The 25,598-nt window shown below is 67.4% G+C and carries 29 protein-coding genes; 18 read left to right on the plus strand and 11 right to left on the minus strand.

What is annotated here, in order from left to right:
- Positions 1-5: 5 nt before the first annotated feature.
- Complete coding sequence (locus tag IQ24_RS16125; RefSeq protein WP_242008249.1) at positions 6-989, plus strand: hypothetical protein; 984 nt, start codon at positions 6-8, stop codon at positions 987-989.
- On the opposite strand, the gene IQ24_RS16130 is transcribed toward IQ24_RS16125, so the two are convergent.
- The gene (locus IQ24_RS16130; protein ID WP_145399315.1) at positions 893-1,585 is read right to left on the minus strand and encodes a GNAT family N-acetyltransferase; all 693 of its coding nucleotides are present in this window, start codon (positions 1,583-1,585) and stop codon (positions 893-895) included. The genes IQ24_RS16125 and IQ24_RS16130 overlap by 97 nt on opposite strands.
- Positions 1,586-1,669: 84 nt before the next feature.
- On the opposite strand from IQ24_RS16130, the gene IQ24_RS16135 reads away from it, so the two are divergent.
- Positions 1,670-2,452, plus strand: coding sequence for an AzlC family ABC transporter permease (locus IQ24_RS16135; RefSeq protein WP_145399316.1), 783 nt, complete (start codon positions 1,670-1,672; stop codon positions 2,450-2,452).
- Positions 2,449-2,787: an AzlD domain-containing protein gene (locus IQ24_RS16140; protein WP_145399317.1), complete on the plus strand. Its 339-nt coding sequence runs from the start codon at positions 2,449-2,451 to the stop codon at positions 2,785-2,787. Before IQ24_RS16135 ends, IQ24_RS16140 begins: the two co-directional genes overlap by 4 nt.
- Here the strand turns inward: IQ24_RS16140 and IQ24_RS16145 are convergent.
- Genes IQ24_RS16145 through IQ24_RS16160 form a run of 4 tightly spaced genes read right to left on the minus strand, consistent with a single transcriptional unit; the run spans position 2,772 to position 6,379 of the window.
- Positions 2,772-3,422 carry a hypothetical protein gene (locus IQ24_RS16145; protein ID WP_145399318.1) on the minus strand — a complete coding sequence of 217 codons (651 nt, stop codon included), beginning with the start codon at positions 3,420-3,422 and terminating at the stop codon, positions 2,772-2,774. The genes IQ24_RS16140 and IQ24_RS16145 overlap by 16 nt on opposite strands.
- Before the next feature lie 23 nt (positions 3,423-3,445).
- Positions 3,446-3,598: an aa3-type cytochrome c oxidase subunit IV gene (locus IQ24_RS16150; RefSeq protein ID WP_145399319.1), complete on the minus strand. Its 153-nt coding sequence runs from the start codon at positions 3,596-3,598 to the stop codon at positions 3,446-3,448.
- 54 nt (positions 3,599-3,652) lie between these two features.
- A complete protein-coding gene (locus IQ24_RS16155) occupies positions 3,653-4,675 on the minus strand; it encodes an MBL fold metallo-hydrolase (protein WP_242008256.1) in 1,023 nt (340 codons plus the stop codon).
- A gap of 6 nt (positions 4,676-4,681) precedes the next feature.
- On the minus strand, positions 4,682-6,379 hold the full coding sequence (locus tag IQ24_RS16160; protein WP_145399320.1) for an acyl-CoA dehydrogenase family protein: 1,698 nt from the start codon (positions 6,377-6,379) through the stop codon (positions 4,682-4,684).
- 109 nt (positions 6,380-6,488) lie between these two features.
- On the opposite strand from IQ24_RS16160, the gene IQ24_RS16165 reads away from it, so the two are divergent.
- Positions 6,489-7,430 carry an L-threonylcarbamoyladenylate synthase gene (locus IQ24_RS16165; RefSeq protein ID WP_145399321.1) on the plus strand — a complete coding sequence of 314 codons (942 nt, stop codon included), beginning with the start codon at positions 6,489-6,491 and terminating at the stop codon, positions 7,428-7,430.
- Positions 7,431-7,433: 3 nt separating this feature from the next.
- Here the strand turns inward: IQ24_RS16165 and IQ24_RS16170 are convergent, their stop codons facing one another.
- Positions 7,434-8,033 carry a YqgE/AlgH family protein gene (locus IQ24_RS16170; RefSeq protein WP_145399322.1) on the minus strand — a complete coding sequence of 200 codons (600 nt, stop codon included), beginning with the start codon at positions 8,031-8,033 and terminating at the stop codon, positions 7,434-7,436.
- 112 nt (positions 8,034-8,145) lie between these two features.
- Between IQ24_RS16170 and IQ24_RS16175 the strand changes: the two genes are divergently transcribed.
- Positions 8,146-8,937, plus strand: a complete 792-nt coding sequence (locus IQ24_RS16175; protein WP_145399323.1) for a protein-disulfide reductase DsbD domain-containing protein — start codon at positions 8,146-8,148, stop codon at positions 8,935-8,937.
- A 9-nt stretch (positions 8,938-8,946) separates the two neighbouring features.
- On the opposite strand, the gene IQ24_RS16180 is transcribed toward IQ24_RS16175, so the two are convergent.
- Both IQ24_RS16180 and IQ24_RS16185 read right to left on the minus strand, forming a co-directional pair.
- Positions 8,947-9,774, minus strand: a complete 828-nt coding sequence (locus IQ24_RS16180; RefSeq protein WP_145399324.1) for a uracil-DNA glycosylase — start codon at positions 9,772-9,774, stop codon at positions 8,947-8,949.
- A 41-nt stretch (positions 9,775-9,815) separates the two neighbouring features.
- On the minus strand, positions 9,816-10,214 hold the full coding sequence (locus tag IQ24_RS16185) for a hypothetical protein (protein WP_145399325.1): 399 nt from the start codon (positions 10,212-10,214) through the stop codon (positions 9,816-9,818).
- Positions 10,215-10,484: 270 nt separating this feature from the next.
- On the opposite strand from IQ24_RS16185, the gene leuB reads away from it, so the two are divergent.
- From leuB to IQ24_RS16210, 5 genes are all read left to right on the plus strand, one after another.
- Entirely contained in the window at positions 10,485-11,603 is a 1,119-nt protein-coding gene (gene leuB, locus IQ24_RS16190) for a 3-isopropylmalate dehydrogenase (RefSeq protein WP_145399326.1), read from the plus strand.
- A 111-nt stretch (positions 11,604-11,714) separates the two neighbouring features.
- On the plus strand, positions 11,715-12,653 hold the full coding sequence (locus tag IQ24_RS16195; protein ID WP_242008257.1) for a DMT family transporter: 939 nt from the start codon (positions 11,715-11,717) through the stop codon (positions 12,651-12,653).
- A 135-nt stretch (positions 12,654-12,788) separates the two neighbouring features.
- Positions 12,789-13,094, plus strand: coding sequence for a hypothetical protein (locus tag IQ24_RS16200; RefSeq protein WP_145399328.1), 306 nt, complete (start codon positions 12,789-12,791; stop codon positions 13,092-13,094).
- A gap of 2 nt (positions 13,095-13,096) precedes the next feature.
- Positions 13,097-15,619 carry a glycosyltransferase gene (locus IQ24_RS16205; RefSeq protein ID WP_158637555.1) on the plus strand — a complete coding sequence of 841 codons (2,523 nt, stop codon included), beginning with the start codon at positions 13,097-13,099 and terminating at the stop codon, positions 15,617-15,619.
- Between the two features lie 63 nt (positions 15,620-15,682).
- On the plus strand, positions 15,683-16,387 hold the full coding sequence (locus IQ24_RS16210; protein WP_145399330.1) for an SDR family oxidoreductase: 705 nt from the start codon (positions 15,683-15,685) through the stop codon (positions 16,385-16,387).
- Here IQ24_RS16210 and IQ24_RS16215 read toward each other — a convergent pair.
- From IQ24_RS16215 to IQ24_RS16225, 3 genes are read right to left on the minus strand one after another with little or no spacing between them, the layout of a single operon-like run.
- A complete protein-coding gene (locus IQ24_RS16215) occupies positions 16,384-17,742 on the minus strand; it encodes a sensor histidine kinase (protein WP_145399331.1) in 1,359 nt (452 codons plus the stop codon). The genes IQ24_RS16210 and IQ24_RS16215 overlap by 4 nt on opposite strands.
- Positions 17,739-18,401 (minus strand): response regulator transcription factor, encoded by a 663-nt coding sequence (locus tag IQ24_RS16220; RefSeq protein ID WP_145399332.1) that lies wholly within the window; start codon positions 18,399-18,401, stop codon positions 17,739-17,741. Before IQ24_RS16220 ends, IQ24_RS16215 begins: the two co-directional genes overlap by 4 nt.
- Positions 18,401-18,727 (minus strand): PepSY domain-containing protein, encoded by a 327-nt coding sequence (locus IQ24_RS16225; RefSeq protein ID WP_145399333.1) that lies wholly within the window; start codon positions 18,725-18,727, stop codon positions 18,401-18,403. The genes IQ24_RS16220 and IQ24_RS16225 overlap by 1 nt, the downstream gene beginning before the upstream one ends.
- Before the next feature lie 203 nt (positions 18,728-18,930).
- Between IQ24_RS16225 and IQ24_RS16230 the strand changes: the two genes are divergently transcribed.
- From IQ24_RS16230 to IQ24_RS16265, 8 genes are all read left to right on the plus strand, one after another.
- Positions 18,931-19,653, plus strand: coding sequence for a calcium-binding protein (locus IQ24_RS16230; protein WP_145399334.1), 723 nt, complete (start codon positions 18,931-18,933; stop codon positions 19,651-19,653).
- A 129-nt stretch (positions 19,654-19,782) separates the two neighbouring features.
- The gene (locus tag IQ24_RS16235) at positions 19,783-20,736 is read left to right on the plus strand and encodes an AAA family ATPase (protein ID WP_242008271.1); all 954 of its coding nucleotides are present in this window, start codon (positions 19,783-19,785) and stop codon (positions 20,734-20,736) included.
- The gene (locus IQ24_RS16240) at positions 20,730-21,563 is read left to right on the plus strand and encodes a DUF58 domain-containing protein (protein ID WP_242008259.1); all 834 of its coding nucleotides are present in this window, start codon (positions 20,730-20,732) and stop codon (positions 21,561-21,563) included. The genes IQ24_RS16235 and IQ24_RS16240 overlap by 7 nt, the downstream gene beginning before the upstream one ends.
- The gene (locus IQ24_RS16245) at positions 21,550-21,879 is read left to right on the plus strand and encodes a hypothetical protein (protein ID WP_145399336.1); all 330 of its coding nucleotides are present in this window, start codon (positions 21,550-21,552) and stop codon (positions 21,877-21,879) included. The genes IQ24_RS16240 and IQ24_RS16245 overlap by 14 nt, the downstream gene beginning before the upstream one ends.
- The gene (locus IQ24_RS16250) at positions 21,876-22,802 is read left to right on the plus strand and encodes a VWA domain-containing protein (RefSeq protein ID WP_145399337.1); all 927 of its coding nucleotides are present in this window, start codon (positions 21,876-21,878) and stop codon (positions 22,800-22,802) included. Before IQ24_RS16245 ends, IQ24_RS16250 begins: the two co-directional genes overlap by 4 nt.
- Positions 22,799-23,668 (plus strand): VWA domain-containing protein, encoded by an 870-nt coding sequence (locus tag IQ24_RS16255; protein WP_145399338.1) that lies wholly within the window; start codon positions 22,799-22,801, stop codon positions 23,666-23,668. The genes IQ24_RS16250 and IQ24_RS16255 overlap by 4 nt, the downstream gene beginning before the upstream one ends.
- Positions 23,665-24,276: a hypothetical protein gene (locus IQ24_RS16260; RefSeq protein ID WP_145399339.1), complete on the plus strand. Its 612-nt coding sequence runs from the start codon at positions 23,665-23,667 to the stop codon at positions 24,274-24,276. The genes IQ24_RS16255 and IQ24_RS16260 overlap by 4 nt, the downstream gene beginning before the upstream one ends.
- Positions 24,276-25,448 carry a hypothetical protein gene (locus tag IQ24_RS16265; protein WP_242008261.1) on the plus strand — a complete coding sequence of 391 codons (1,173 nt, stop codon included), beginning with the start codon at positions 24,276-24,278 and terminating at the stop codon, positions 25,446-25,448. The genes IQ24_RS16260 and IQ24_RS16265 overlap by 1 nt, the downstream gene beginning before the upstream one ends.
- Positions 25,449-25,598 lie beyond the last annotated feature (150 nt).

Here is a 25,598-nt window from a genome sequence, read left to right on the forward strand (position 1 = left end):
CGCGCATGGCAGAGGATCGGATCGGAACGGGTGAACGGCTGCGGATGATCGCCGCGCGTCATCAGGGCAACACCGCCGTGATCGGCGGCGCGATCGCGTCGGCCGTCTGGGTCGTTCTGGTGGTGCTGTTCATGCTGCTGGGGCCGGATCAGGCCGGGCGCAGCGGCGCGCAGCGGCTGATGTCGGTCGTCGGGCTGGTGCTGCCGCTGGCGATGATCTGGATGGCGGTCTGGTTTGCGCAAAGCCTTGCCGCCCTGCGCGACGAGGCCGCCAATCTGCGCGATCTGCTGGGCCATATGCGCCGGCAGTCCGCCGATACATCGGACGTCTCACCGGGAGAGCCGCGCCGAGACAGCGGCACGCGCGCCGTTGACCCTGCGCCGATGCCGCGCGCCCAGCCCACGATGCGTCCAGCCGCGCCCGCCCGTCAGGCCATGGCACCGCGCCCGCCCGCGCCGCGCCCGGTCGACAACCGGCAGGCCTCGCTGGGGCTGGACCCGCCGCCTCCGCCGGAGCTGACCCCGACCGAGCTGGTCCTGTCGCTGAATTTCCCCGACGGCCCCGATGACCGCGAGGCGATTCGCAGCCTGCGGCTGGCGCTGGCCGACCCCGAGATGGCGCGGCTGATCCGCGCCGCGCAGGACGTTGTGACGCTGCTGGCGGGGCAGGGCGCCTATATGGATGAGCTGACGCTGGAGCAGGGCGACGCCGCCCTCTGGCGCCGCTTTGCCGAGGGCGAGCGGGGCGACAGCATGCGCGGGCTGGCCGCTGTCGAGGATGAGCGCGTGCTGGACATCGCGGGCACTATGATCCGCAATGACGAGGTTTTCCGCGATGTGGCGCATCATTTCCTGCGCCATTTCGACCGGGTGATGGCCAGTGCGGCGCAGATCTATGGCGACGACATGCTGGCGGCGCTGGCTGAGACGCGCTCGGGCCGCGCCTTCACGCTGCTGGCGCAGGTCTCAGGCATGTTCGGACGCGGCTGAGCCTTGCACACCGGGCGGCGCAGGATATGCGCGGGACGGCGCTTCCATGCCCAGCCCGCACGGGCGCGCGCCACCGGCTGAAATCCAAGGGCTGAGTAAGCGTCAAGGGCAGGGTGGTTCGCCGCCTCAACCTCGGCCCGCAGGCCCGGATGGCCGCGATCCGCTGCGATCTGCGTAGCATGGGCCAGAAGCGCACGGGCCAGGCCGCGTTGCCGCCATTCGGGCGCAATCACGATCCCATCAATGATCAGATCGCTGGTCGCTGGGCCCGACCGCCAGAAGCGCGTGGCCAGATGGCAGGCATGCCCGCGCATCGGGCCCCAGACCAGCCGGAACTCGGCCGGGGTGGGTGACAGCAGCCCACCATCGAGCCCGCGCCAGCCCATCAGGCCGATCAGCGCGCCCTGCCGGTCCACCGCCACCAGCGCCTGCATAGGGTTCAGCGAGGCCGCGACCAGCGCCTCGCCCCGCCTGCGGTCGACCGCGAAGGGCAGCAGCAGATGGCCGAACCCGTCCCAATAAAGCGCCGCCGCAGCAGCCCGCAGATGCGGCGGCAGCCCCTGAAGGATGCGGAAGGGTTGGGTGGGGCGGGGCAAGCGGTTTCTCCCAAGGGTGCCTTGCCTTGGCGGCGGGCTTTGGCCAAGGTGCGGCCAGACTGTCACAAGACGCAAAGCTCTGCCATGCCCCCAGACCTGAACGCCGCCGCCGACCCGTCGGACCGGCTGACGCCCGCGCAACAGCGCGCGCTTGCGCGGACCCCGCGTGAGTGTTTCCTGCACGCGATGGTGCAATCGGTGCCGTTCCTGCTGGTGCTGATGCCCTTCGGGCTGCTGTTCGGTGTGGTCGCGGGCGAGGCGGGGATCGATCTGGTACAGGTCGTCGGGTTTTCGATGCTCGTGCTGGCGGGGGCGTCGCAGTTCACCGCGATCCAGCTGATCTCCGATCACGCGCCCGCGCTGGTCGTCATCGTCTCGGCGCTGGCGGTGAACCTGCGGATGGCGATGTATTCGGCTTCTCTGGTGCCGTGGATCGGGGCGGCCAATGGCAGGCAGCGGGCGCTGGTGGCCTATCTGCTGGTCGACCAGACCTATGCGCTCTCGATCGAGCAATATGAGCGCAATCCGAAGCTGCGGCTGGACCAGCGGCTGGCCTATTTCTTTGGCGCGGCGCTGGCCATGTGCGCGCCCTGGGTGGTGGCCAGTGTGGTGGGCTATACGCTGGGCAAGGCCATCCCGCCCGAGCTGGCGCTGGATTTCGCCGTGCCGATCACCTTCCTTGCGATGATCGGGCCGATGCTGCGCACGCCCGCGCATGTGGCGGCGGCTCTGGTCTCGATCATTGCGGCGCTGGTGTTTTCCTTCCTGCCCTCGGGGCTGGGTCTGCTGGTCGCGGCGCCGCTGGCGATGCTGACCGGCGCCTGGGTCGAGGTGCTGACCGAACGCAGAAAGGCGGCCCGGGCATGAACCAGACACAGTTTTCCGATCTGACGATCTGGATGATCATCCTGACGCTGGGCGCCGGGACCTACCTGATTCGCTGGTCGTTTCTGGGGGTGATCGGCAGCCGCCCGATGCCCGCATGGGCGATGCGCCTGCTGCGCTATACGGCGGTTGCGGTGCTGCCCGCGCTGTCTGCGCCGCTGGTCGTCTGGCCCAATGCCACCGGTGGAGAGCTGGACCCCGCCCGGCTTGCGGCGGCAGCGGTCACGCTGGTGGCGGGACTGCTGACGCGCAGCGTGCTGGGGGCGATCGTCGCGGGTCTGGTGACCCTTTACGGGATGATCTACCTGTTGGCGTGAAGCTGGCCGTCGGCCCCATAGCCCTGAACGGTGCCATTCTTCTGGCGCAGCAGGACGTTGTGGTTGTTGGCCGGATCGCCATCCATGTGCTTCTTCGTGGTCACGCCCGGCAGGGTCAGGAACCAACTGCGCAGCTTGAGCGGCGAGAAGCCCGAGGGCGCGCCCTCGAAGCCCGGGACGCGGCGCAGCACCTGACCGGTCGAAACTGCGCAGAAGCTTTTGTTCGTTGCGCCCTGCTGCTCGGCCGCGCGGATGGCCATGTCGGCGATCTCGCGGCTGACGATTTTGGTGTCCTCAGCGACCCAGTAGGTCTCACGCGCGTGGTAGTCGATGTAGAAGTTCTTGAAGTTCGGCGTGATCCCGTAAAGCACGTCATGCCGCTCGGGGATGGAGGGGTGCTCCCAGCTGCCTGCCGGGTCGAAGATGACCCGCTGGCTGCCGTTGATCATCAGCGCCGAATGGCCGCCTTCACCGCGCGGAATGCCGATGACGGTCAGCAGCGTGATCGAGGGCGGATTGGCCGTGTCGACATAGCGGGCGCGGCGCAGGCTTTCGTCGCTTGCCCATTTGTTATCGGCGCCACAGGCCGCCAGCACGGCTGGCAGCGCCAGCGCAAGAAAGGTCCGCCGTTCCATCACGAGATCTCCGGGTGCGCCGATCAGGCGTTGGTCAGCGCCATGAAGACCAGGACGACGATCGACAGGATCACCACCCAGGTCGACATCTTGATGAAGCCGGCGAACGTCTTCTGCTGTTCACGGATGTTCATGGTGCCGATCTTGTGTTCGGTGATTTCGTGATGCGTGGCCATTCTTCCGTCCCCTTGAATAAGTCGCGTCAGCGATAGCGCAACTGGCGGCGCGTGTCACGCCCCCCAAAGCACCGCACCGTCTTTGGTCTGGCCGACGGGCCACACCTTCCCGGCATCTGCCAGATTGTTGACATGTCCGATGGCCTCGGCCAGCGCCAGACCGAACTCTCCCTTGCCGATGACCCGGCGATAGAGCGTGTCGAAACAGTCGACCACGGTGCGCGGCTGCTCGGCCAGCGCAGCTTGCAGCCGCACCAGCGCCGAGCGCTGGTTCACGATCAGCTGGTTCAGCCGGAAGGGCAGGCCGCGATAGGGCAGCTTGTGGCCGGGCAGCACCAGTTGATCGGGCGTGGCGAACCGGGCCAGCCGCTCGCAACTGTCCAGCCAGTCGCCGACGGAATCAGCCGTCGGTTCGTTCGGATAGACCCCCAGATTGGGCGAGATCGAGGCCAGAAGCTGGTCCCCCCCGATCACCAGGTCATCCGTCTGCGACCAGAGCGTGGCATGTTCCGGTGCATGCCCGGCCCCCATGCGGACGATCCATTGCCGGCGACCGAAGTGCAGCACCGCGCCCTCGGTCAGGCGCTGATAGCCGGGCGGCAGCGGGTGGCAGATGTCGGCCATGTTGAAGGGGCGTTCGCTGGCGCGTTCCTCGATCATCTCGGGCGACATGCCGGCGCGGCGGTAGAAGGCGATGGCTTCGGGCGTGGGGCGGTCCTGCACGTCCAGAATACTCATCCGCGCCATCAGCCACGAGGTCCGAGAGGTCGCGAGGCTTGCGCCCATCGACTGGAACCAGCCCGCAAGCCCGATGTGATCGCCGTGGTGATGCGTGGCGATGACCCGCGTCACCGGGCGTCCCGCAAGCGGTCCGGCCAGCAGCTTTTGCCAGATGGCGCGGCTGCGGCGGGTGTCGAACCCTGTGTCGATGATGGTCCAGCCGTCATCATCGGCCAGCGCATAGACGTTCACATGGTCCAGCTTCAGCGGCAGCGGCAAGCGCATCCACAGCACATCGGGGGCAAGTTCGATCGCCTCGCCCTCGGCGGGCGGGGCGTCCAGTTCATTGCGTATCAAGCGGGGCTACCCGTTCATGTTTCCAGCCAGCGCATCATCGCTGAGCTTGTCCAGATCCGCCACCCCTGCACGGGCCTCGACCAGATCGGACAGATAGCGGGGCAGGATGCGGGTGATGTAGATGCGGGCCAGGGTCTTGTGATCCTCGCCCCCCGCCAGGGCGGCGCGCAGGTGGAAATGCGCGCCAAGGACGCGGGCGAAGGCAGAAAGGAACGGCACGGCGGCGGCGTTACGGTTGTCGGCCCCGGCCTCGATCAGCTCGGCCGTGGCCTCACGCAGACCTTCCGAGGCCTGCCAGACCGGGTTCGCCAGTTCCGGCATGCCGGCCTGAGCGGCCTTGGTCGCGTCCATCACCTCATCCAGAATCGCGGCGGCGGCGGCCCCTCCGTCCGAGAGCTTGCGCCCGACAAGGTCCATCGCCTGAATGCCGTTCGTGCCCTCATAGATCGGGGTGATGCGGACATCGCGCAGATATTGGGCGATGCCGGTTTCCTCGATATAGCCCATGCCGCCATGCACCTGCACCGCCGCATCGGCCACCCGACAGCCGACATCGGTGCCATGTGCCTTGGCGATCGGGGTCAGGAAGGCACCGCGCGCCGCCCATTCGGCGCTGCCCGTGGCCTTGGCCATGTCCAGCGCCACCCCGCAAGCCATGCAGATGGCACGAGCGGCATAGATTTCGGCCCGCGCGGTCGCCAGCATCCGGCGCACATCGGCGTGGCGGATGATCGGCCCCATCTGGTTGCGCTCGGTCGCATAGGCGGTGGCCTGTTGCAGCGCGGCCTCGGCCACGGCGACGCCCTGAAGCGCCACCCCCAGTCGGGCGTTGTTCATCATGGTGAACATTGCGGCCATGCCCTTGTGGCGTTCGCCGACCAGCCAGCCGGTCGCGCCCTCAAAGCTCATCACGCAGGTCGGAGAGCCGTGGATGCCCAGCTTGTGTTCCAGGCTGACGACGCGCAGCGAGTTCGCCACGCCCGGATTGCCCTCGGCATCGGGGATCAGCTTCGGCACCAGAAACAGGCTGATGCCACGGGTGCCGGGGCCGCCGTCGGGCAGGCGCGCCAGCACCAGATGGCAGACGTTCGAGTTGAAATCGCTGTCGCCCCAGGTGATGAAGATCTTCTGCCCGGTGACGCTGAAGGTGCCGTCGCCCTTGTCCTCGGCCCGGGTGGTCAGCGCGCCCACGTCCGAGCCCGCGCCCGGCTCGGTCAGGTTCATCGTGCCTGACCATTCACCCGAGGTCAGGCGCGGCAGATACAGCGCCTTCAGATCGTCGCTGGCGTGATGCTCCAGCGCCTCGATCTGGCCCTGCGTCAGAAGCGAGTTCAGCTGCAGCGCCAGACAGCCCCCGGCGATCATTTCGTTGACCGCGCCGTTCAGCGACAGGGGCAGGCCCATGCCACCATATTCGGGATCGGCAGAGAGACCGACCCAGCCGCCATCCGCGAAGCTGCGAAACGCGTCGGCATAGCCGGGGCTGGACCGCAGCGTGCCGTTTTCCAGCCGCGCGGGTTGCAGATCGCCGCCCCGGTTGACCGGCGCATAGCTGTCCGTGGCGACCTTGCCCGCCTCATTCAGGATGGCGTCCACCGTGTCCTCGGTCGCTTCGGCGAAAAGCTCGGTCCCGGCCAGTTGGCCGAAGTCGACGATGTTGCGAAGGATGAAAGAAATTTGCTGGACTGGTGCCCGGTAGGTCATGTGTTTTCCCTTCCATCGCCTTGGCAAGTCGGACGCGCATGCGTAACTGGTGTTATAGCGAAATCATATCGACATCACAGACCGCAGCAACCGATACCCCACGTTAAGTATGAGAACCGAACTCCTCGCAAATGATGCCCAAGGGCTTGATACCGCCGCCGATCTGCTGGCCGCAGGACAGCTTGTCGCCATGCCGACCGAGACGGTCTACGGGCTGGCGGGCGACGCCCGAAGTGCCGCCGCCGTGGCGCGGATCTATGAGGCGAAGGGGCGGCCCTCGTTCAACCCGCTGATCGTGCATCTGCCCGATCTTGAGCCCGCGCGCCGCATTGCCGATTTCCACGCCGATGCGCTGATCCTGGCGGATGCCTTCTGGCCCGGCGCGCTGACCATGGTGCTGCCCTTGCGGCCCGATGCCGGGGTGGCGTCGCTGGTGACGGCGGGGCTGGATACCATCGCGATTCGCATCCCCGCCCATCCCGCCGCGCGCGCCCTGCTGCGCCGCTTCGGCGGGCCACTGGCCGCGCCCTCGGCCAACCCCTCGGGGCGGGTCAGCGCGACAAGTGCGGCCCATGTCATCGCGGGGCTGGATGGGCGGATCGCGGCGGTGCTGGATGCAGGCCCCTGCGAGGTCGGGGTGGAATCGACCATCGTCGGCTGGCTGCCCGACGGTCGTCCGGCGCTGCTGCGCCCCGGCGGCATCCCGGCCGAGCATCTGGAGGCCGCGCTGGGCAGGCCGCTGGCCCACCCGCAGCTGGACCCTTCGGCCCCGAATGCGCCGGGGCAGTTGACCAGCCACTACGCCCCAGGCGCGCCCGTGCGGCTGGATGCCGAAGGGCCCGAGGGGGACGAGATTTTCGTGGGTTTCGGGCGTGAGGGTGATCTGACGCTGAGCGCGACCGGCGATCTGGTCGAGGCGGCGGCGCGGCTTTTCGATGTGCTGCATCAGGCCGATGCGCTGGGGCGGCCCATCGCCTTTGCGCCGGTGCCGGATCACGGGCTGGGGGCGGCGATCAACGACCGCCTGCGCCGGGCGGCAGCACCCCGCTAGGCGTCAGGCATGGCCTGCGCTGGGCGACAGCGTCAGCGGATTGACCCCAAGCTTGGCCAGCGCGGCCTGCCATTTGTGGTCATGTTCGCGCGCCGCCGCAGTGTCGCGTTCGCGTCCAAAGATGATCTCATTGTCGCGGTCGACGGTCAGCCAGCCATTGGCCATAATCTCATCATCCAGCTGCCCCGGCCCCCAACCGGCATAGCCAAGCGCTAGCACGGCGGTCTGCGGCCCCCGGCCCATGGCGAAATCCTCAAGGATGTCGCGGGTGGTGGTCATCGCCAGATCCTCGCCAATGCGCATCGAGCCGTCATCCTGCTGCGGCGCTTCAGCGGCGACGGTGTGCAGAACGAAGCCGCGCCCCGGCTCGACCGGGCCGCCGAAGCGGACGGGGATGTCCATGGTCAGCTCGCCCGCGTCGATGCCCAACTGGATCAGCAGATCCTTGAAGATCACCTCTTCCAGTGCGCGGTTCACAACCAGACCCATCGCGCCCTCATCGGAATGTGAGCAGATCAGAATGACCGCGCGTTCGAACCTTGGGTCGCTCATGCTTGGCATTGCGATCAGCATCTTGCCGGTCAGGTTGCTTGCCGCATCCATTTCGCCGCTCCTTTGTCCCTTACCACCAATGTCGGGCCTCGGGCGGCGTTTCGCAAGGCGCTGTCAGCATTGTGACTTCACGCCGGATCAATGAGTTGGCTATGACATGAGCATGAGATCGCTTGTCCTACTGCTACTGACCGCCATGCCCGCACTGGCGCAGGATCTGCCCCCGGGGCTGGTCTCGGCCGAGCTGATGCCCGGCTGGGTGACCCAGAACGGCACCCGCATGACCGCCCTGCGGCTGGAGCTTGAGCCGGGTTGGAAGACCTATTGGCGCAGCCCCGGCGATGCGGGCATCCCGCCCAGCTTCGACTGGAGCGGCTCGCAGAACATCGGTCGGGTGCAGATCCACTGGCCGCGCCCCGAGGTCATCGACTCGGGCGGAGAGCGGACTTTGGGCTATCATGATGAGCTGATCCTGCCGATTGAGCTGACGCCCGCAAAGGCTGGCGAGATCGAGGTCAGGGCCCGCGTCGAGCTGGGCCTGTGTCTGGACATCTGCGTCCCGGGCCAGCTGGAGCTGGTCGCCGGGCCTGCGCTGACCGCGCCCGAGCCCCGTATCGAAGCCGCGCTGACGCAGGAACCCGACCGCGTCGCGACACGCCCCCAATGCCACATCCGCCCGATCAAGGACGGGATGCAGGTCACGGCCATGCTGCCGGGTGGGCTGGCGGGGACGGGTGCTGCCGCGGCGATGGAGCTGCTGGATGACCGCATCTGGGTCTCGGAACCCGAGGTGACGCGGCAGGATGGCGCGTTCAGCGCGACCGCCGATTTCGTCGCAAGCTCGGGAAAACCCTTCGAGATTGATCCCGACGAGCTGCGCCTGACCCTGATCGAGCAGGGCGATGCGATTGAATTTCTGGGCTGTGACGAAACGGTTCTGCCCGCGACGCAGTAAGCGCCGCGCCTAAGGATCAAGCCGCGCCGACAGGGACAGAAGGTCGGCCCATGCCTCGCGCTTGGCGGCGGGCGTGCGCAGCAGATAGGACGGATGGGTCATCGGCAGCGCCGGAAGGCCAAAGGCGGTGGTCCAATGCCCGCGCAGCTTCAGAATGCCCTGCTGCTTCAGCGCGGCCATGCAGGGCGTGTTGCCCATCAGGACCAGCAATTCGGGCTGAACCAGTTCCACATGCCGCGCCAGAAAGGGCAGCATGGCGTCGATCTCGTGCTGCTCGGGGCGGCGGTTGCCCGGCGGTCGCCAGGGCAGGACATTGGTGATGTAAAGCGCGCGCTCGGCATCGACCGCATCTCGCGCCAGATTTATTGCGGCGAACATGCGGTCCAGAAGCTGGCCCGCGCGGCCGACGAAGGGGCGGCCCTGCAGATCCTCTTCCTCGCCCGGGGCCTCGCCAATGACCATGACGCGGGCGGCGGGGTTGCCATCGGCAAAGCAGAAATTGCGCGCGCCCTTGCGCAGCTCGATCCCTTCGAAGCGTTCCTGCGCGGTGGCGAGGTCAGCCAGATTGCCCGCAGCCGCCGCAAGGCGCGCGGCAATGGCGGCCTGATCTTCCTCGGGCTGGATGCGGGGCCGGGGCGGGGGGGCCGCATCGGGGGTGCCGATGCGCGGCGCGCCGGGCAGCGGGGCCGCAGCGGGCGAGCGCTCGGGCAGGTCATAGCGATCGACGGGATCGTCCAGACATGGCTCATCCGCGCCAAGCTCGGCTTGCCACTGTAACAGCGCCAGCGCCGTTTCGGCATCCAGCGCGAATCCCCTGTAGGTCGGATCTGCCGTCATTTGGGCAAGCTAGGTCGCGGCGCGCGCGCCGTCCAGCGCCACTATTGCGATTGCGTCAGCGGCGTGGTGCCGCCGCCCATCGACACCAGCCGCTCGATCAGCGGCTGCGCCGTCGGGCCGATGCGCCCGCAAGAGGCCGGATCGTCCAGCAGCTTGAAGGCGGGGCCGTAATACTTGCGGTCATAGGTCGTGCTGTCGAGGCCCAGCTTTTCCGCCAGCCGGTCGCCGGTGCCGGTGATCAGCGTCCATTCCCCGTCCGAGATGGCGTAATCGGGGCAGTTCGAGGTGATGACATTGACCTCGGCCAGCTCTCCGATCAGGGTCTCGGCGGCGCTGTCGGACAGCTTCGACACATCGGGCAGCTGAACCGTGATGCCGCCATCGGCAAGGCTTGCCGTGGCCATGAAAATCCCGCCCAGCGTGACTGCCCAGATTCGCATCGTTCGCATCTCCGTTCATTTCGCGATGCCCGCATCCCGCCTGATCGGGGGCAAAGAGGCAAACCAAATTGGCGTGAGAAGATCGTGGGACCCGCACAAGCGAACGTGTGCGGGCCGGTGATCGGGGCTGAAACCAAGGGGGGCGGCGCACCGGGTACGGGCGTGCGCCGAAGCCTTCGCCCGCGCCGTCCGCCCATGCTGCCCGTCTTGACGCTGCGTCGGTGCGGCGCTAGGCGGGCTTTGACATATGCACACCGGAGGGACCGTTCGATGACCACTTACTCGCTGCTTATTCTGCCGGGGGACGGTATCGGTCCCGAGGTGATGGCCGAGGTTCGCAAGGTGATCGGCTGGTTCGAGACGAACCGGGGCCTCAGCTTCGACGTCAGCGAAGATCTGGTCGGCGGCGCGGCCTATGACAAGCATGGCAAGCCTCTGGCGGATGAGACCATGGCCAAGGCGCTTGAGGTCGATGCCGTCCTGCTGGGCGCGGTCGGCGGCCCGGCCTATGACAACCTTGATTTCAGCGTGAAGCCCGAGCGTGGCCTGCTGCGTCTGCGCAAGGAAATGGACCTGTTTGCGAACCTGCGCCCGGCGCAGTGCTTCGACGCGCTGGCCGATTTTTCCTCGCTGAAGCGTGACGTGGTGGCGGGTCTGGATATCCTGATCGTGCGCGAACTGACCTCGGGCGTCTATTTCGGCCAGCCGCGCGGCATTTCGGCCGATGACACCCCCGGCAACGAGGGCGGCCGCGTCGGCGTCAACACGCAGCGCTATACCAGCGGAGAGATCCGCCGCGTTGCCCGCGCCGCGTTCGAGCTGGCCCGCAAGCGCAACAACCGCGTCTGCTCGATGGAGAAGGCGAACGTCATGGAATCCGGCATCCTCTGGCGCGAGGAAGTGCAATGGGTCCACGACAACGAATACCCGGACGTCGAGCTGTCGCATATGTATGCCGACAACGGCGCGATGCAGCTGGTGCGCAACCCGCGCCAGTTTGACGTGATCGTCACGGACAACCTGTTTGGCGACATCCTGTCGGATGCGGCGGCGATGCTGACCGGCAGCCTTGGCATGCTGCCATCGGCCAGCCTTGGTGCGCCGATGGAGAACGGCCGTCCCCGCGCCATGTATGAGCCGGTGCACGGCTCGGCCCCGGACATCACCGGGCAGGGCAAGGCCAACCCGATCGCCTGTATCCTCAGCTTCGCCATGGCGCTGCGCTACAGCTATGGCCTGGGCGATGAGGCCGACCGGCTGGAGCGCGCGGTCGAGAAGGTGCTGGCCGATGGCGTGCGCACCGGCGATCTGATGGGCCCGGAAGGCGGCACGCCCGTGTCGACCAGCCAGATGGGCGATGCGATCGTCGCCGCGCTGGCCGCCGCCTGATCCATGTGACGGAGGCCGTGCCCCTTCCCGGGGCGCGGTGCCACGGTCCACCGCAACCGTTCCCAACTGCGGTCCAGTCGCAAACCGGGGGGAGAATTGGCGGCGGGACATTTGAAAGGGCCATTGCTGGCTCTGCTGTCGATGGGCATCTATTCGACCCATGACGCGATCATCAAGTTGCTGGGCGAGACCTATCCCCCGCTTCAGATCCTGTTCTTTTCCGCACTTCTGTCCTTTCCGCCGCTGGCGGTCCTGATGCTGCGCGACCCGGCGCATGGGAACCTGCGCCCACGCCATCCGCTGCTGCTGTTTGTGCGTTCGACCTGCATCGTGATTGCCGGGGTGGCGGGGTTCTATGCCTTCTCGGTGCTGCCGCTGGCGCAGGTCTATGCGATCCTGTTCACCTCGCCCTTGTTCATCACGCTGCTCTCGGTGCCGTTTCTGGGCGAGAAGGTGGGGCTCTTTCGCGGGCTGGCGGTGGTGACGGGGCTTGCAGGCGTCATGGTTGTCCTGCGCCCCGGCGCGACGCCCATCCACCCCGGCCATATCGCGGCCCTTTGCGCGTCGATTGCCAGCGCCACCGCCGCGATCATCGTGCGCCGCATCGGCCGGACCGAGCGCACCGCGACCCTGATGCTGTGGCCGATCCTTGGGAACTTTTGCGTGACCGGCGCCTCGCTGGGCTTTGCCTACCAGCCGATGCCACTGGTCGATCTGGCGCTGACCGGGGTGATCGGCGCGCTTGGCCTGACGGCGGCCTTCTTCCTGATCCTCGCCTATCGGGCGGGCGCGGCCTCGCTGGTGGCGCCGATGCAGTATTCGCAGATGCTGTGGGCGACGGCCTATGGCTGGTTCTTCTTTCAGGAACGTCTGGACGCGCCGACCTTTATCGGCGCGGCGATGATCATGCTGGCAGGGGGCGCCATCCTGACGCGCGAGCCGAAGCCCCAGCCTGGCGCGCCCGAGATCGCAGGCACGCGGCTTCGCGGCGAAATGGTGACGACGCCGCGGCCCGGCCTCCTCTTGCGGTTGCTGTCCGGGCGAAAATGACAGGGCGGAACGGTTGTTCTTGGGGGGGCGTTGCCATAAAAGCCAAGCCACTTGCCGCCCCATCGAAGGTCCGCCCACATGCCGCAGAATGCCCGGATCACGGTTCGGATCCGACCGACCCGAACACAGGTTCCGTTGGTCCTACGGGGCAGCGATGATCAATTTCTGGCCGTTCTGGAAGAGCTGACGCACAGCCGTGGCGTCCTGCGCGCGCGCGGCTGGACCGTGGGAGACGCGGCGGGGCTGGCCGCCAGCGGGAAGGAACTGACGAGCCCGGCCGATCAGCCGCGCCCCGATCTGCTGCAAGGCGACCGCACTGCGGCCGAATGTCCGGACCGCGAGGCCTGCGGCTTTGCCATCAGCCTGCCAACCTCGGCACAGGAGGCTCAGGTGATGATCAACAGCCGGGGCCGCAAACACTATTTCAAGGTCACGGTGTAAAGATGTTTGAACGGCTCAAAGGCGTCTATGAGCGTTATCTGATGGCGCATGCGCTGGTCGTGGCCGAAGGGCTGGGTCCGCTGACGCTGCCCGACGGGACCGTCTTCGGCTATATCGAGAGCCTGACCTATTCCGAACAATCGCTGCATATCGCGGGCTGGTCGATGCTGGGCGGGCTGGAATTGCAGACCGAGGACAGCCGTTTCGCCCTGCGGCGGCGGATCCATCGCGGTGACGTTCTGCTGGCCGCACCCGAGACGGCGCGCAAGCTGGGTGTGCCCGGCGCGCTGTTCGGCTTTGACGCCGAGGTGATGTGGAACGGCAAAGTGGACGCCCCCGTCCGGCTGGTGATCGAGCGTGACGATCAGGTGCTGTATTTCCCCATGCCCACCCCCGGGCTCACGATCCGCAAGCGCCTTCACCGCGCGGCCAGAAAGCCCTTCCTGAAGGATCTGATCGGTGCGCTTCCGCTGCTCGCGCGGTTCTATCTGGGTGGGCATGACCGCACGATCCAGAACCGCGTCCGGCAGCGCTTCGGTGTGATCAAGCCGCGCAGCCTTGGCGCGCATATCGACGCCTCGTTCTTCGCCAAGCCCGAAGCCGAGATCCCGGCGGTTCCGCCGGTCACCATCGTGCTGCCGGTCTATAACGCCTTTGAATTGCTGCAGGAATGCGTCGACCGCGTGCTGCGTCATACGCATACCCCCTGGCATCTGGTCGTGGTCGAGGATTGCTCGACCGACGAACGGGTGCGCCCCTGGTTGCGCGAATGGGCAGCGCGTCAGGGCGACCGGGTGACGCTGCTGGAGAATGCGCAGAACCTGGGCTTCATCGGCGGGGTGAACCGTGGTCTGGCCGAGGCCGCGCGGCGCGATGAGCATGTGGTCCTGCTGAACAGCGACGCGCTGGTGCCGGACGGCTGGTCCTTGCGTCTGCTTTATCCGCTGACGACCGATGATGACGTGGCCAGCGTCACGCCGATGTCGAATGATGCGACGATCTTCTCGATCCCGCTGATCGGAGCCGAGCGGTCGCTGAAGACGCGCTGCGTCGATGACATCGACGCCGTCGCCCGGGGGCTTTCATCCGATCTGATGGCCGATGCGCCGACCGGCGTCGGCTTCTGCATGGCGATGAACAAGGCCGCGCTGAAGATCCTGCCGCAGCTGGATATGGCCTTTGGCAAGGGCTATGGCGAAGAGGTCGACTGGTGCCAGAAGCTGCGTCTGGCCGGGATGCGCCATGTCGGCATCGGGAACCTGTTCGTCGAGCATCGCGGCGGGCAATCCTTCGGCTCGGAGAAGAAGGCCCAGCAGATCGCTGCCAGCGGCGCGATCATCACCGAGCGCTACCCCGAGTTCGACACCGATGTGCAGCGCTTCTTCACCCAGGACCCGCTGGCCGCGCCCCGGCTGGCGCTGGCGATGGCCTGGCTGCAGGCCGAGCATGCGGGTACGGTCGATCTTTACTTCGCGCATTCGATGGGCGGCGGCGCCGAGAACTGGCTGAGCCATCGCATTGATGAGCGGCGCGAAGAGGGGCTGGCCTCGCTGGTCCTGCGCTTCGGCGGCCAGTTCCGCTTCCGGCTGGAACTTCATCTGTCGGGGCAGACCACCGTGGTCGAGACCGAGTCGCTTGACGTCATCAAACGCATCCTGTCGCCGCTGCGCCGCCGCCGGATCGTCTATTCCTGCGCGGTCGGCGACAGCACCCCTATCGAGATCCCCGGTTTCCTGCTGAGCCTGACCCTTGAAGACGGCGAGGGGCTGGAGATCCTGTTCCACGACTATTTCCCCATCAGCCCCTCCTATACGCTGATCAACAGCGACCGCTTCTATGTCGGCCATCCTGATCCCGATAGCCCGGATCCGGCTCACCACCCCGTTCTGCCTGACGGGACAGTGGGGACGCTCGCGCAATGGCAGCAGGCCTGGGGCAAGGCCATCTATCGCGCCGACCGCATTGTGACCTTCTCGAAAGACAGTGCAGCGCATGTCACGGAGACGTGGCCCGAGGCGACCGACCGGATCGATGTGCGTCCGCACAAGCTGACGTTCCAGGTGCCAGTGATTGACGCCTCGGCCTGGAAAGGCAAAGGGCCGGGCGTGATCGGCGTTCTGGGCGGGATCGGCGAAGGCAAAGGCGCGGCCATCCTGTCCGACCTCAGCTTCTGGCTGCACGACAAGCCCCATCTGCCGCGACTGGTCCTGATCGGAGAGCTGGACCTCTCCTTTCCGCGGGCTACGTCCATGACGGTCACGGGGCGCTATCATACCTCGGAACTGGCCGGCTTGATCGAGAGGCACCAGATCACCGCCTGGCTGATGCCCTCGATCTTGCCCGAGACGTTTTCCTATACCACGCATGAGATGCTGGCGACGGGGCTGCCGGTCTTTACGCTGAACCTTGGCGCTCAGGCCGAGGCGGCGCGCGCGCGCCCGAACGGCCATGTGCTGCGGGACGGGCAGCCGAAGACCATCGTTGACGCCGTCATGGCGGTGGCCGCAGGGCGCGAGGTCGCCTGACGGCTTGCAACGCGGCCGCCCTGCGCTGATCCTGCGACAAGGAACATGCGCAGGGGATCGCAGATGGTGAAGCAGAAAGTGGCGATGATAACGGCGGGCGGCTCGGGGATCGGGGCGGCCGCCCCCCGCCAGCTGGCCGAGGACGGCTATGGCGTGGGGATTCTCTCCTCATCCGGCAAGGGTGAGGCGCTGGCGCAGTCGCTGGGCGGGATCGGGGTGACCGGCTCGAACCAGTCGCCCGAGGATCTGGCCCGGCTGGTCGATGCAATGATGGCGAAATGGGGCCGCATCGATGCGCTGGTGAATTCGGCCGGGCATGGCCCTAAGGGCAAGATCCTGGATTTCACCGATGAGGAATGGCGTCAGGGCATGGACGTCTATTTGCTGAACGTCGTGCGTCCGCTGCGCCTTGTGGCCCCGATCATGCAGGCGCAGGGTGCGGGGGCGATCGTCAATATCTCGTCCGCCTGGACCTTCGAGCCCTCGGCGATGTTCCCGGCCTCGGGCGTCTTCCGCGCGGGGCTGGCAAGCTTCACCAAGATCTTCGCCGATGAATATGCCGCCTCGGGACTGCGGATGAACAACGTCCTGCCGGGCTGGATCGACAGCCTGCCGATGACCGATGAGCGCCGCGATTCGGTGCCGATGAAGCGTTACGGGACCGCCGATGAGATCGCGGCGACCGTGGCTTTCCTTCTGTCCGAGGGCGGGGGCTATATCACCGGCCAGAATATCCGCGTCGATGGCGGGCTGATGCGCTCGGTCTAGGGGGCGGTGCGGGGCGCGCGCGCCAGCCGGATCTCGGCCAGCAGGCCGGGGTCGGCGTTCCTCAGCGACAGCTCTCCGCCCACGGCCTCGACGATGTCCGAGACGATGGCCAGCCCGATCCCCTGACCGCCGATGGACTGGTCCAGCCGCTCACCGCGCCGGATGATGCGCTGGATCTGGTCGGGCGAGATGCCGGGGCCGTCGTCGCGGATGCGGATGACGGCGCGGTCGCCCTCGGCAAGGGCCCGCATCTCGATTCGGGCGGCGCAGTGGCGCAGGGCGTTTTCCAGCAGTGCGCCAAGCGCCTCGGTCAGATCATCCGGGTCGATCCGCGCCAGAACGCCCGGCGCGGGCTGCAGGTCCCAGTCGATCTCGGAGCCTTTGGGCGTGCGGGCGAGAAGCTTCACCAGCTTTTCCATGATCGCCGTCGGCTCTGCCCGGCTGCCCCCGCGATCCGCCTGTATCCGGGCGCGCGCCAGTTCGCGGTCGACGTGGCGGCGCATGGTGGTCACCACGGTTTCGATGCTGTCGGCGATCTCATCCTCGCCGCGACGGTGCAGGGATTCCGCATCGCCCAGCAGCGCCTGAAGGGGGGTCTTGAAGCCATGCGCCAGATCGGCGGCGCGGTGGCGGGCGCGCTCAAGCTCCTGATCGCGGGCGTCCAGAAGGTGGTCGATCTGGTTGGCCAGTGGGATCACCTCGGTCGGCAGATTCTGCCCCAGACGGCGATCCTCGCCCATGGTCAGCGCGGTCACGCGGGCGCGGATCTGGGCCAGAGGTTTCAGCCCCACCATGATCTGAAACCATGAGGCGGCGACCAGCAACCCGGCCAGCACGCTCAGAAACGGCACCAGATCGCCCAGGAAGCCCTGCCTGGCGTCGCGCAGGCGCGCGCTGTCGGTGGCGACCGTGATGCGCAAAACCTCGGGGCGGTCGTTTCGGCTGATGATGAAGCTGCGGTCAACGGCCAGCAGGCGCTGGTCCATCGGGCCCTGCAGCGTCAGCACATGAGTCGCGCCGGGGGCAGGGGCCTTCGCCGGCAGGGCCAGATCGAAATCCCACAGCGAGCGCGAGGTCTGCAGCGTCTCACCCAGCCGGATCATCCAATAGCGGCCCGAAAACGGGCGGTCATATTGTGGATCGATAGGGCTGCGGCTGGCGGCGATCGCGTCGGGTGCATTCGCTTCGACCATCGGCAGCAGCGCCATGACGCGGGCGTCCAGATCGGCCACGGCGACACGCTCGACATGGCGATCGAACAGCAACGCCAGCCCGACGGCGGCCAGCGCCAACGCACCCGCAATCGCCGCAACGCCCGAGATGACCAGCCGCAGCCGCAGCGAGCGGCGGTTCACGCCTCCGCCTCGACCTGATAGCCGAAGCCGCGCCGCGTCGCGATGATCCCGGGCCCGAGCTTGCGCCGCAGCCTTGCGATGATCGCCTCCAGCGCGTTGATTTCCTTGTTGTCATCACCCCCGTAAAGATGTTCGAGCAGCTCGGTCGGGGGCACCGGCCGGTCGCGGTGCAGCGTCAGATAGGCCAGCAGCCGAAACTCCAGCGGCGTCAGATGCTGCGCCGCGCCATCAAGCGTCGCCGTCATCCGGTTCATGTCGACAGAGAGCCGCCCCAGATCCTGAACCGAGGCCCCCCGCCCGCCCGAGCGGCGGACCAGCGCGCGGGCACGGGCGACCAGTTCCTCCATCCGGAAGGGCTTGGGCAGATAGTCGTCGGCGCCGGCGTCGATGCCCTCGACCCGCTCGGTCCAGGCGCCGCGCGCGGTCAGGACCAGCACGGGCGTGTCGCAGCCTTCGGCGCGCCAGCGCTTCAGCACGGTCAGCCCGTCAAGGCGCGGCAGGCCCAGATCCAATACGATCAGGTCATAATTCTCGGTCCCGCCCCGGAACCAGGCATCGTCGCCATCGCCCGAAAGCTCGACCAGAAACCCCGCCGATCCAAGCGCGCGCTGCAGGTCGGCGGCGATCCGGGGGTCATCCTCGACGATCAGGCTGCGCATCAGTCGTCGTCATCCTCATCCAGCTCATCGACATCCAGGATCTTGCCGGTGACGGCGTCCACGTCGACCTCGATCAGGCGGCCGCCGGTGGTGATCATCTCGATCTCATATTTCCGCCCATCCGCCGAATATTCCAGCTCGACCTCGATGATCTGGCCGGGATGAGCCTGTTGGACACGCTGGATCACCGTGGCCAGCGGCAAGATTTCGCCGCGTTCAACGGCTTCGCGGGCGATTTCAAAGTCAGGACGCATCGAGGGCTGCTGCCCGACCGATGAAATCGGCAGCAGGACAAACAGAATTATGCCGAAAATCAGACGCTTCATAGAAATTCACTAGCGCAGATCGACTGATAATCAACTGATAATCTTTGTCAGGCCAGTGTCAGCGCGCATGTGGCACATCGCAAGAACTGCCACCCGACGGGAGAATCGAGCTGGGAAAACTATTCTGATGGTTGCGCGTCAGACCGCATTTCCGCAGCCCGCCCGGGCTCAGGCAGTTCGTTCAAGAGTGAAAGGAAAATTTGATGGCACGCATTCCGGGTACGAACGGCAATGATCGTCTGATCGGTACGAATTTCGGCGACCTGATCCTGGGTCTTAACGGCCATGACACGCTCAATGGCATGAACGGCAACGACACCCTGCAAGGGGACGGTGGCAACGACGTCATCTATGGTGGCAACGGCTTTGATCGCCTGATCGGCGGCACCGGCAATGACCGCCTGTTCGGCGATTGGGGCAATGACTCGCTGGAAGGTGGCTTCGGCAATGACACGCTGTATGGCGGTGCCGGCAATGATGACATCGAAGGCGGCTCGGGCATCGACTGGCTTTATGGCGGCGAAGGCAACGACGACCTTGAAGGCGATGCCGGTGACGACCGCCTGTTCGGCGAGAACGGCAACGACGACCTTGAGGGCGGTGTCGGCAATGACGTGCTGAACGGCGGCGCGGGTCGCGACACGCTGGAAGGCGGGCAGGGCCATGACGTGCTGACCGGGGGCGTCGGCGTCGACTTCTTCGAGTTCGAGCGCGGCGACGGCCATGACCGCATCACCGATTTCGTCAATGGCACCGACAAGCTGCATCTGGACGATTTCAGCGCGGCTCAGGTGCGCGCGGTGATCGGCTCGGCGCAGCAGCAGGGGAACAACGTCCTGCTGAATCTGGGCAATGACACCACCGTCTCGATCCAGAACATGCGGCTGAACCAGCTGGATATCACGGATTTCGTCTTCGATCTGTAAGACCTTGGGCGCGGTGCCGGGACCGGTGCCGCGCCACCCTCCGCGAAAGTCTTAGACGCATCAAAAACTTCTTGATTTATTGGCGAATTCTGTCCTCCCTGACCTGATAGGGAGAGCTTCATGACACAAATGGACAGGATCGCCGAGCATCCAGTCCAGCAGTTGACCCGTGATGTCGCCGCCGGATTGGTGGGGCATCTGCGCATGGCCGAGCGGCTGGTGATCGCGCTTCTGGCCAATGGGCATGTCCTGCTGGAAGGCCCGCCGGGCATCGCCAAGACCCGCGCCGTCAAACGGCTGGCCGCGCATCTGCCGGGCAGCCACGCCCGCATCCAGTGCACGCCCGATCTTCTGCCCTCGGACCTGACGGGCACGCAGGTTTTCCGCGCCAGCAGCGGTGAATTCGATTTCGTGCCGGGCCCACTGTTCCATTCGCTGGTGCTGGTGGATGAGATCAACCGCGCGCCGCCCAAGGTGCAATCCGCCCTGCTGGAGGCCATGGCCGAGCATCAGGTGACGACCGGCGGCACGACGCGGCCTCTGCCCGATCCGTTCATGGTCGTCGCGACCCAGAACCCCATCGAGCATGAGGGCACCTTCCCGCTGCCTGAGGCGCAGATGGACCGTTTCCTTCTGCATGTCCATCTGGACCTGCCCGATGCCGAAACCGAACGCGCCATTCTGGATCTGGTCGAGGCCGAGACGCTGGCCCCGCCGCCTGTCAGCAGCGATCTGATCTCGGAGGCGCAGATCCGTTCCGCGCGCGAAGCCGTGGCGGCGGTGCATCTGGCCCCCGCGCTCAAGGATTTCATCGTCCGGCTGGTCATGGCGACGCGGAAGGGCGGCGCGGTCTCGGAGTGGGTCGAGCATCCGGTCTCGCCCCGCGGCACGCTGTCGCTGGCGGCGGCGGCACGGGCGCGCGCCTGGCTGAACGGCCGCGACCATGCCCTGCCCGAGGATGTCGAGGATCTGGCCGCAGACGCGCTGTCGCATCGCATGATCCCGAACTGGCAGGCGATCAGCGAAGGGCGCAGCAGCCGCGATCTGATGGCCGAGGTGCTGCAGAAAGTCCGGCCGTGGTAGCAGCGGCGCTGGATCATCCGGGCCTGCGGCTGACCGAGGCCGAGCTGCTGGCCCGCCGCCCCGATCCGGTCACCCAACGCCATCGCCCGACCAGCCGCCGACCGGGGGCGGTGCCCGCCGCGCCGCCGGGGCAGGGGATGGACCTGCGCGAGATCCGCGCCTTCTCCGAGGGCGACGACCTGCGCCGCATCGACGCCGCCGCGACCGCCCGCACCGGCCAGTTGCACGTCCGCAGCTTCCACGAGGATCGCGACGACACCACCCTGCTGATCGCCGATTTCCGCGCGCCCATGCTGTGGGGGACGGGCAGCGCGCTGCGCTCGGTACGGGCCGCGCGCTGGCTGGCGCTGCTGGGTTGGCGGGCCGAGATGCGCGGTGGCTCGGTCGGTGTGATGGTGCTGACGGGGCAGGGTGCGACGGTGGTGTCCGCCGGGACCGGCAGGCGCCAGATGCAAGAGATCGCGGCCCATCTGGCCCATGCGCATGACATGGCGCTGACCCGGCCCGGCGACGGCGCGCCCGAGGCGGCCCTGATGCAGGCGCTGCGGCTGGTGCCCTCGGGCGGGCGGGTGCATGTCGCGACCGGCCCTGACGCGCTGCCGGGGGCCGAGGGCGCGCTGGCGCGGCTGGCGCGCGGGCGTGAGGTGACGCTGCACATGATCCTTGACCCGGTCGAAACCGCGCCCCCGGCCATGGCGCTGTCGGTGCATGACGGCACCAGCGCGCGCCATGGCCGCCTGCGCGTGCATGATACGCTGCCCCGGGTCACCAGCCTGCATGCGCTTGGCGTCAAGGTGGAAACGGTGGACCCCGATGACACCGAGTGAGCTGATCGCGACCCTCGGCCCCAGCCGCCTGCCGGTCACTCTGCTGGATTTCGGCCCGCGCGAATATCTGGCGGTCGTGGGCCTTGGCGTGCTGGCGGGGCTGATCTTTGCGCTGCTGCTGCGCCCCTTCACAAGTCGCGGCCCCTCGGCGGCGCAGCGCATCCGCGCGACGCGTGGCCAGCCGGGGCAAGAGCGGATCCTCTCCATCGCTCGCATTCTGGGCAGGCTGCCCGCCGCGATGCGGGGCGAGGCTTACCGCGCGGGCGATCCCCCCTCGGACGCCGAAATCGAGCGGCTGTTGCGGGGCCGCGAATGACTTTGGCCTCTCCGCTGGCGCTGCTGCTCTTGTTCCTGCCGCTGCTGATCCGCCTGCTGCCGCCGATGGCGGTGCGGGGCGGTCTGGGCGTGCCGCCGCATGTCTTTCGCGATGTCGATGCCGACACAAGGCAGGGCACGCGGGTCCTTCTGCCGCTGCTGGGCTGGGTCGCGCTGGTTCTGGCGCTGTCGGGGCCGCAAATCAGCCGGATCAGCCAGACCCTGCCCGCCTCGGGGCGGGATATCGTGCTGGCGCTGGACCTGTCGGGCAGTATGGAGAAAGAGGATTTTCAGCTGGACGGCGCGCAGGTCTCGCGCCTTGATGCGGTCAAGCGCGTGGCCTCGGGCTTTGTGGCGGCGCGCGGCGGGGATCGCATCGGTCTGGTGATCTTTGGCGACCGCGCCTATTTCGCCCAGCCGCTGACCTTCGACGTGTCCGCCGTCGCCAATGCGATCAATGAGGCGCAGATCGGCGTCTCGGGCCGCGCGACGGCGATCTCGGACGGGCTGGGGCTGGCGATGAAGAGGCTGGTGGGTAGCGATGCGCCGACGCGGGTCGTGGTGCTGTTGTCGGACGGGGTCGACACCTCGGGCAAGGTCGAGGCGCTGGATGCGGCACGGCTGGCCGCCAGCCACGGCATCCGCATCCACACCATCGCGCTTGGTCCCGCAGATCTGGAAAGCCAGCCCGCCACCCGCGATGCCGTCGACACCCGCACCCTGCGCGAGGTGGCCGAGACCAGCGGCGGCCAGACCTTCCGCGTTCGCCAGACCGAGGATCTGATCGCCATGGCCCGCACGCTGGACGATCTGGAGCCGAACCCCTCGGAACGTCCGCCGATGCGCTATTGGCAATCGCTCTGGCCCTGGCCTGCGGCGGTGGCGCTGCTGGTCCTGCTGCTGATCGGATGGAGGCGCGCATGATCCTGCTGCGCCCCCTGTGGCTGATCCTGCTACCGCTTGTGCTGGCACTGGCGATCGTCTTGTGGCGGCGCGGCCCCGACAGCGGCGGTTGGCAAAGCGTCCTGCCGCCGCAGATGCGCGCGGGGTTGGTGGCGCTTGGCTGGCTGGGGAAGGGGGATGGCGTGGCGCGCTTTCTGCCGCTGGCCGGGGCGACGGTGCTGGCCCTTGCGCTGGCGGGCCCGGCCATTCCGCGCCCCGATGCGCCGGTTTTCGCGCAAAGCGATGCGGTGGTGATCGCCATCGACATGTCGCCCTCGGTCACGCAGGGCACGGCGCTGGCCGATGCTCAGGCCGCCGCGGCCGGGCTGCTGGGCCAGCTGGCCGGGCGTCCCGTCGGCCTGATCCTTTACGCGGGCGAGGCTTACGCCGTCGCCGCCCCGACCTCGGACCCGGCGACGCTGGAAAGCCAGATCTCGGTTCTGGACGCTGAAACCATGCCCGACACCGGCAGTCGACCCGCTGCAGCCATGGCGCTGGCGGGGCAGATGCTGGCCGGGTCCAGCCGCGCCGATCTGGTGCTGGTGACCGATGGCGGGGGGATGGACAAGACCGCAGAGGTCGAGGCCCAGCGGCTGGCCTCGGCGGGGGTGCGCGTCTCGGCCCTGACGATCACCGGCTCGCCCGCGACGGATGTTTCGACGCTGCCCGGCATGCTGAATGGGGCGGTCGCGCCCGCCTCGGCGCCGGGCCCTGTTCAGCGGGCGCTGGCGGCCTCGGGCCTTGATCCGGACCCCGCCATGATCGCGCTGCAATATCGCGATCTGGGCCCCTGGCTGGCGGCGCTTGCCCTGCTGCCCTTGGCGATGCGCTTTCGGAGGCAGGCATGAAATCCTTCCTGCTTGCCGCCATCGCCCTTGCCCTGATCGTTCTGGCCGGTCCACAGGCCCTAGGTCGCGTGGCGCTGGTCACCGGCTTCCCCTCGGTCGCGGCACGGCTTCTGTCCGACCCGGCCGAGCGTGGCGTCGCCCTGTTTCGCGCCGCAGATTACGCCGGGGCCGATGCCGCCTTCGCCGAGGCCGGGCGCACGCAGACCTATAATCGCGGCCTCAGCCTGGCGGGCATCGGTGACTATGCCCTGTCGGTCGCCTATTTCGACGCGCTGCTTTTCGCCAATCCCGCCGATGCCGAGGCACGGGCGAACCGCGACCGCGTGGCCGCGCTGATCGACCCGGTGCGGGGTGACAGCATCGTTCAGGGCCGCATTCTGGGCGCGGGCGGCGGGGCCGAGGGCGAACAGACTGTCACCGTGTCTGCCGGGGTGCAGGACCCTGAATGGCGCCGCCCCATCGAGGCGCGGGGCATCGTCGCCAGCGACGAATGGCTCAGCACGCTCTCCGACGATCCGGGCGAGTTCCTGAAGCTGCGGCTGAAATCCGAACATGATCGGCGCGCCGCGCTTGGCCTGATCCGCCCCGTCGAGGCCGAACCATGGTGATGCTGCGCGCCCTTCTGCTGTTCCTGCTGCTGCCCTTTGCCGCGCTGGCGCAGGACCAGTTGCGACTGGTCGCGCCCGAATTCCGTCCCGTGGTGGGCGAGATGATCCCGATCACCATTCGCGGCGAATACACCGGCGCGATTGCGCTTTCCGAGATGACCTTCCCGAATTCCGAAGGCTACGACTGGATCCAATACGCCCCCGACCGCTGGTTCAAAGAGCGGATCGACGGCAAGCTGCTGCAGATTTTCGAGCGGCGCATCGCCGTCTTCCCGCGCCGAACCGGCGGATTGACGGTCGGTCCGGTCAGCCATCAGATGACGAAATCCGATGGTGCTGCGCGCGAACAGGTGGTGGTCGAGGCCCCGGCCATCAGCTTCTCGGTCACTGCCTATCCCGGTCATGGCCGCCCGCTTTCGGCCAGCAGCCTTGCGGTCACGGATGAGCTGTCGACCGACCCCGCGCAACTGCGCAATGGCGAGACCTTCACCCGCAAGATCACCCTGACCGCCAAGGGCGCGATGGCGCATCTGTTGCCGGAGCGCCCGCAGATCCGCGAGAAATGGCTGATCAGCTTCGCCGCGCCCGAGCTGCGCGAGACTCGCCTGACGCCCGATGGTCCCGTCGCTTTCGTCAGCTGGGAGTGGAGCCTGCGCCCCCATACCGGCGAACAGGGCGCGCTGGAGCCCTTGCGGTTTTCCTTCTTCAACACCTCGATCCGGGAAATGCGCGGGGCGATCACGCAGCCCGTGCAGATCGGGCTGACGGGGTTTGGCAACAATGTCGCGGGCACGTCGCGTCCTCCGGCGCGGACGTTGGCGCTCATCGCGCTGACCTTCGGGACGGCGCTGCTGGTCGGGGTGGTGCTGTCGCTTCTGGGGCGGCGGCCCGGTCGGCGGGCCGCAAGCGCGCTGATTGCCCGCCTGCGCCTCGATCCCGTGCGCGTGGCGCTGCGCGAGGCGGCGGCTTCGGGCAATGCATTTCGCCTGCAGGCGGCGGCGCATGACTATGCGCGCGCGCTGCGGCAGCGGGGATGGGCCCTTGATCCCGCACTTCTTCGTGAACTCGACGCGGCAATTTATGGCGAAAACCCACGCTCCGTCGACGTCGGGCAATTCGGCCAGCGCCTGCTGGCCCGCAAGGCGCGCAACCCTATTCCCAGCGGAGCCTGACAAAATTGGCGAATGGGCGCGCATCGCGACACCTTGCCCGGCCTGCTTCTGCCGAGGGTGCGGGCCCGCCGTCGCGGCGGGCGGTGATATTGACGGGCGCAGCCGCCCGCCTAAAGCTGTGCGGACAGGTTTTATAGATTTCATGGGCTG

The organism is Paracoccus sulfuroxidans (assembly GCF_007830335.1).
GTDB classification, from domain to species: domain Bacteria; phylum Pseudomonadota; class Alphaproteobacteria; order Rhodobacterales; family Rhodobacteraceae; genus Paracoccus; species Paracoccus sulfuroxidans.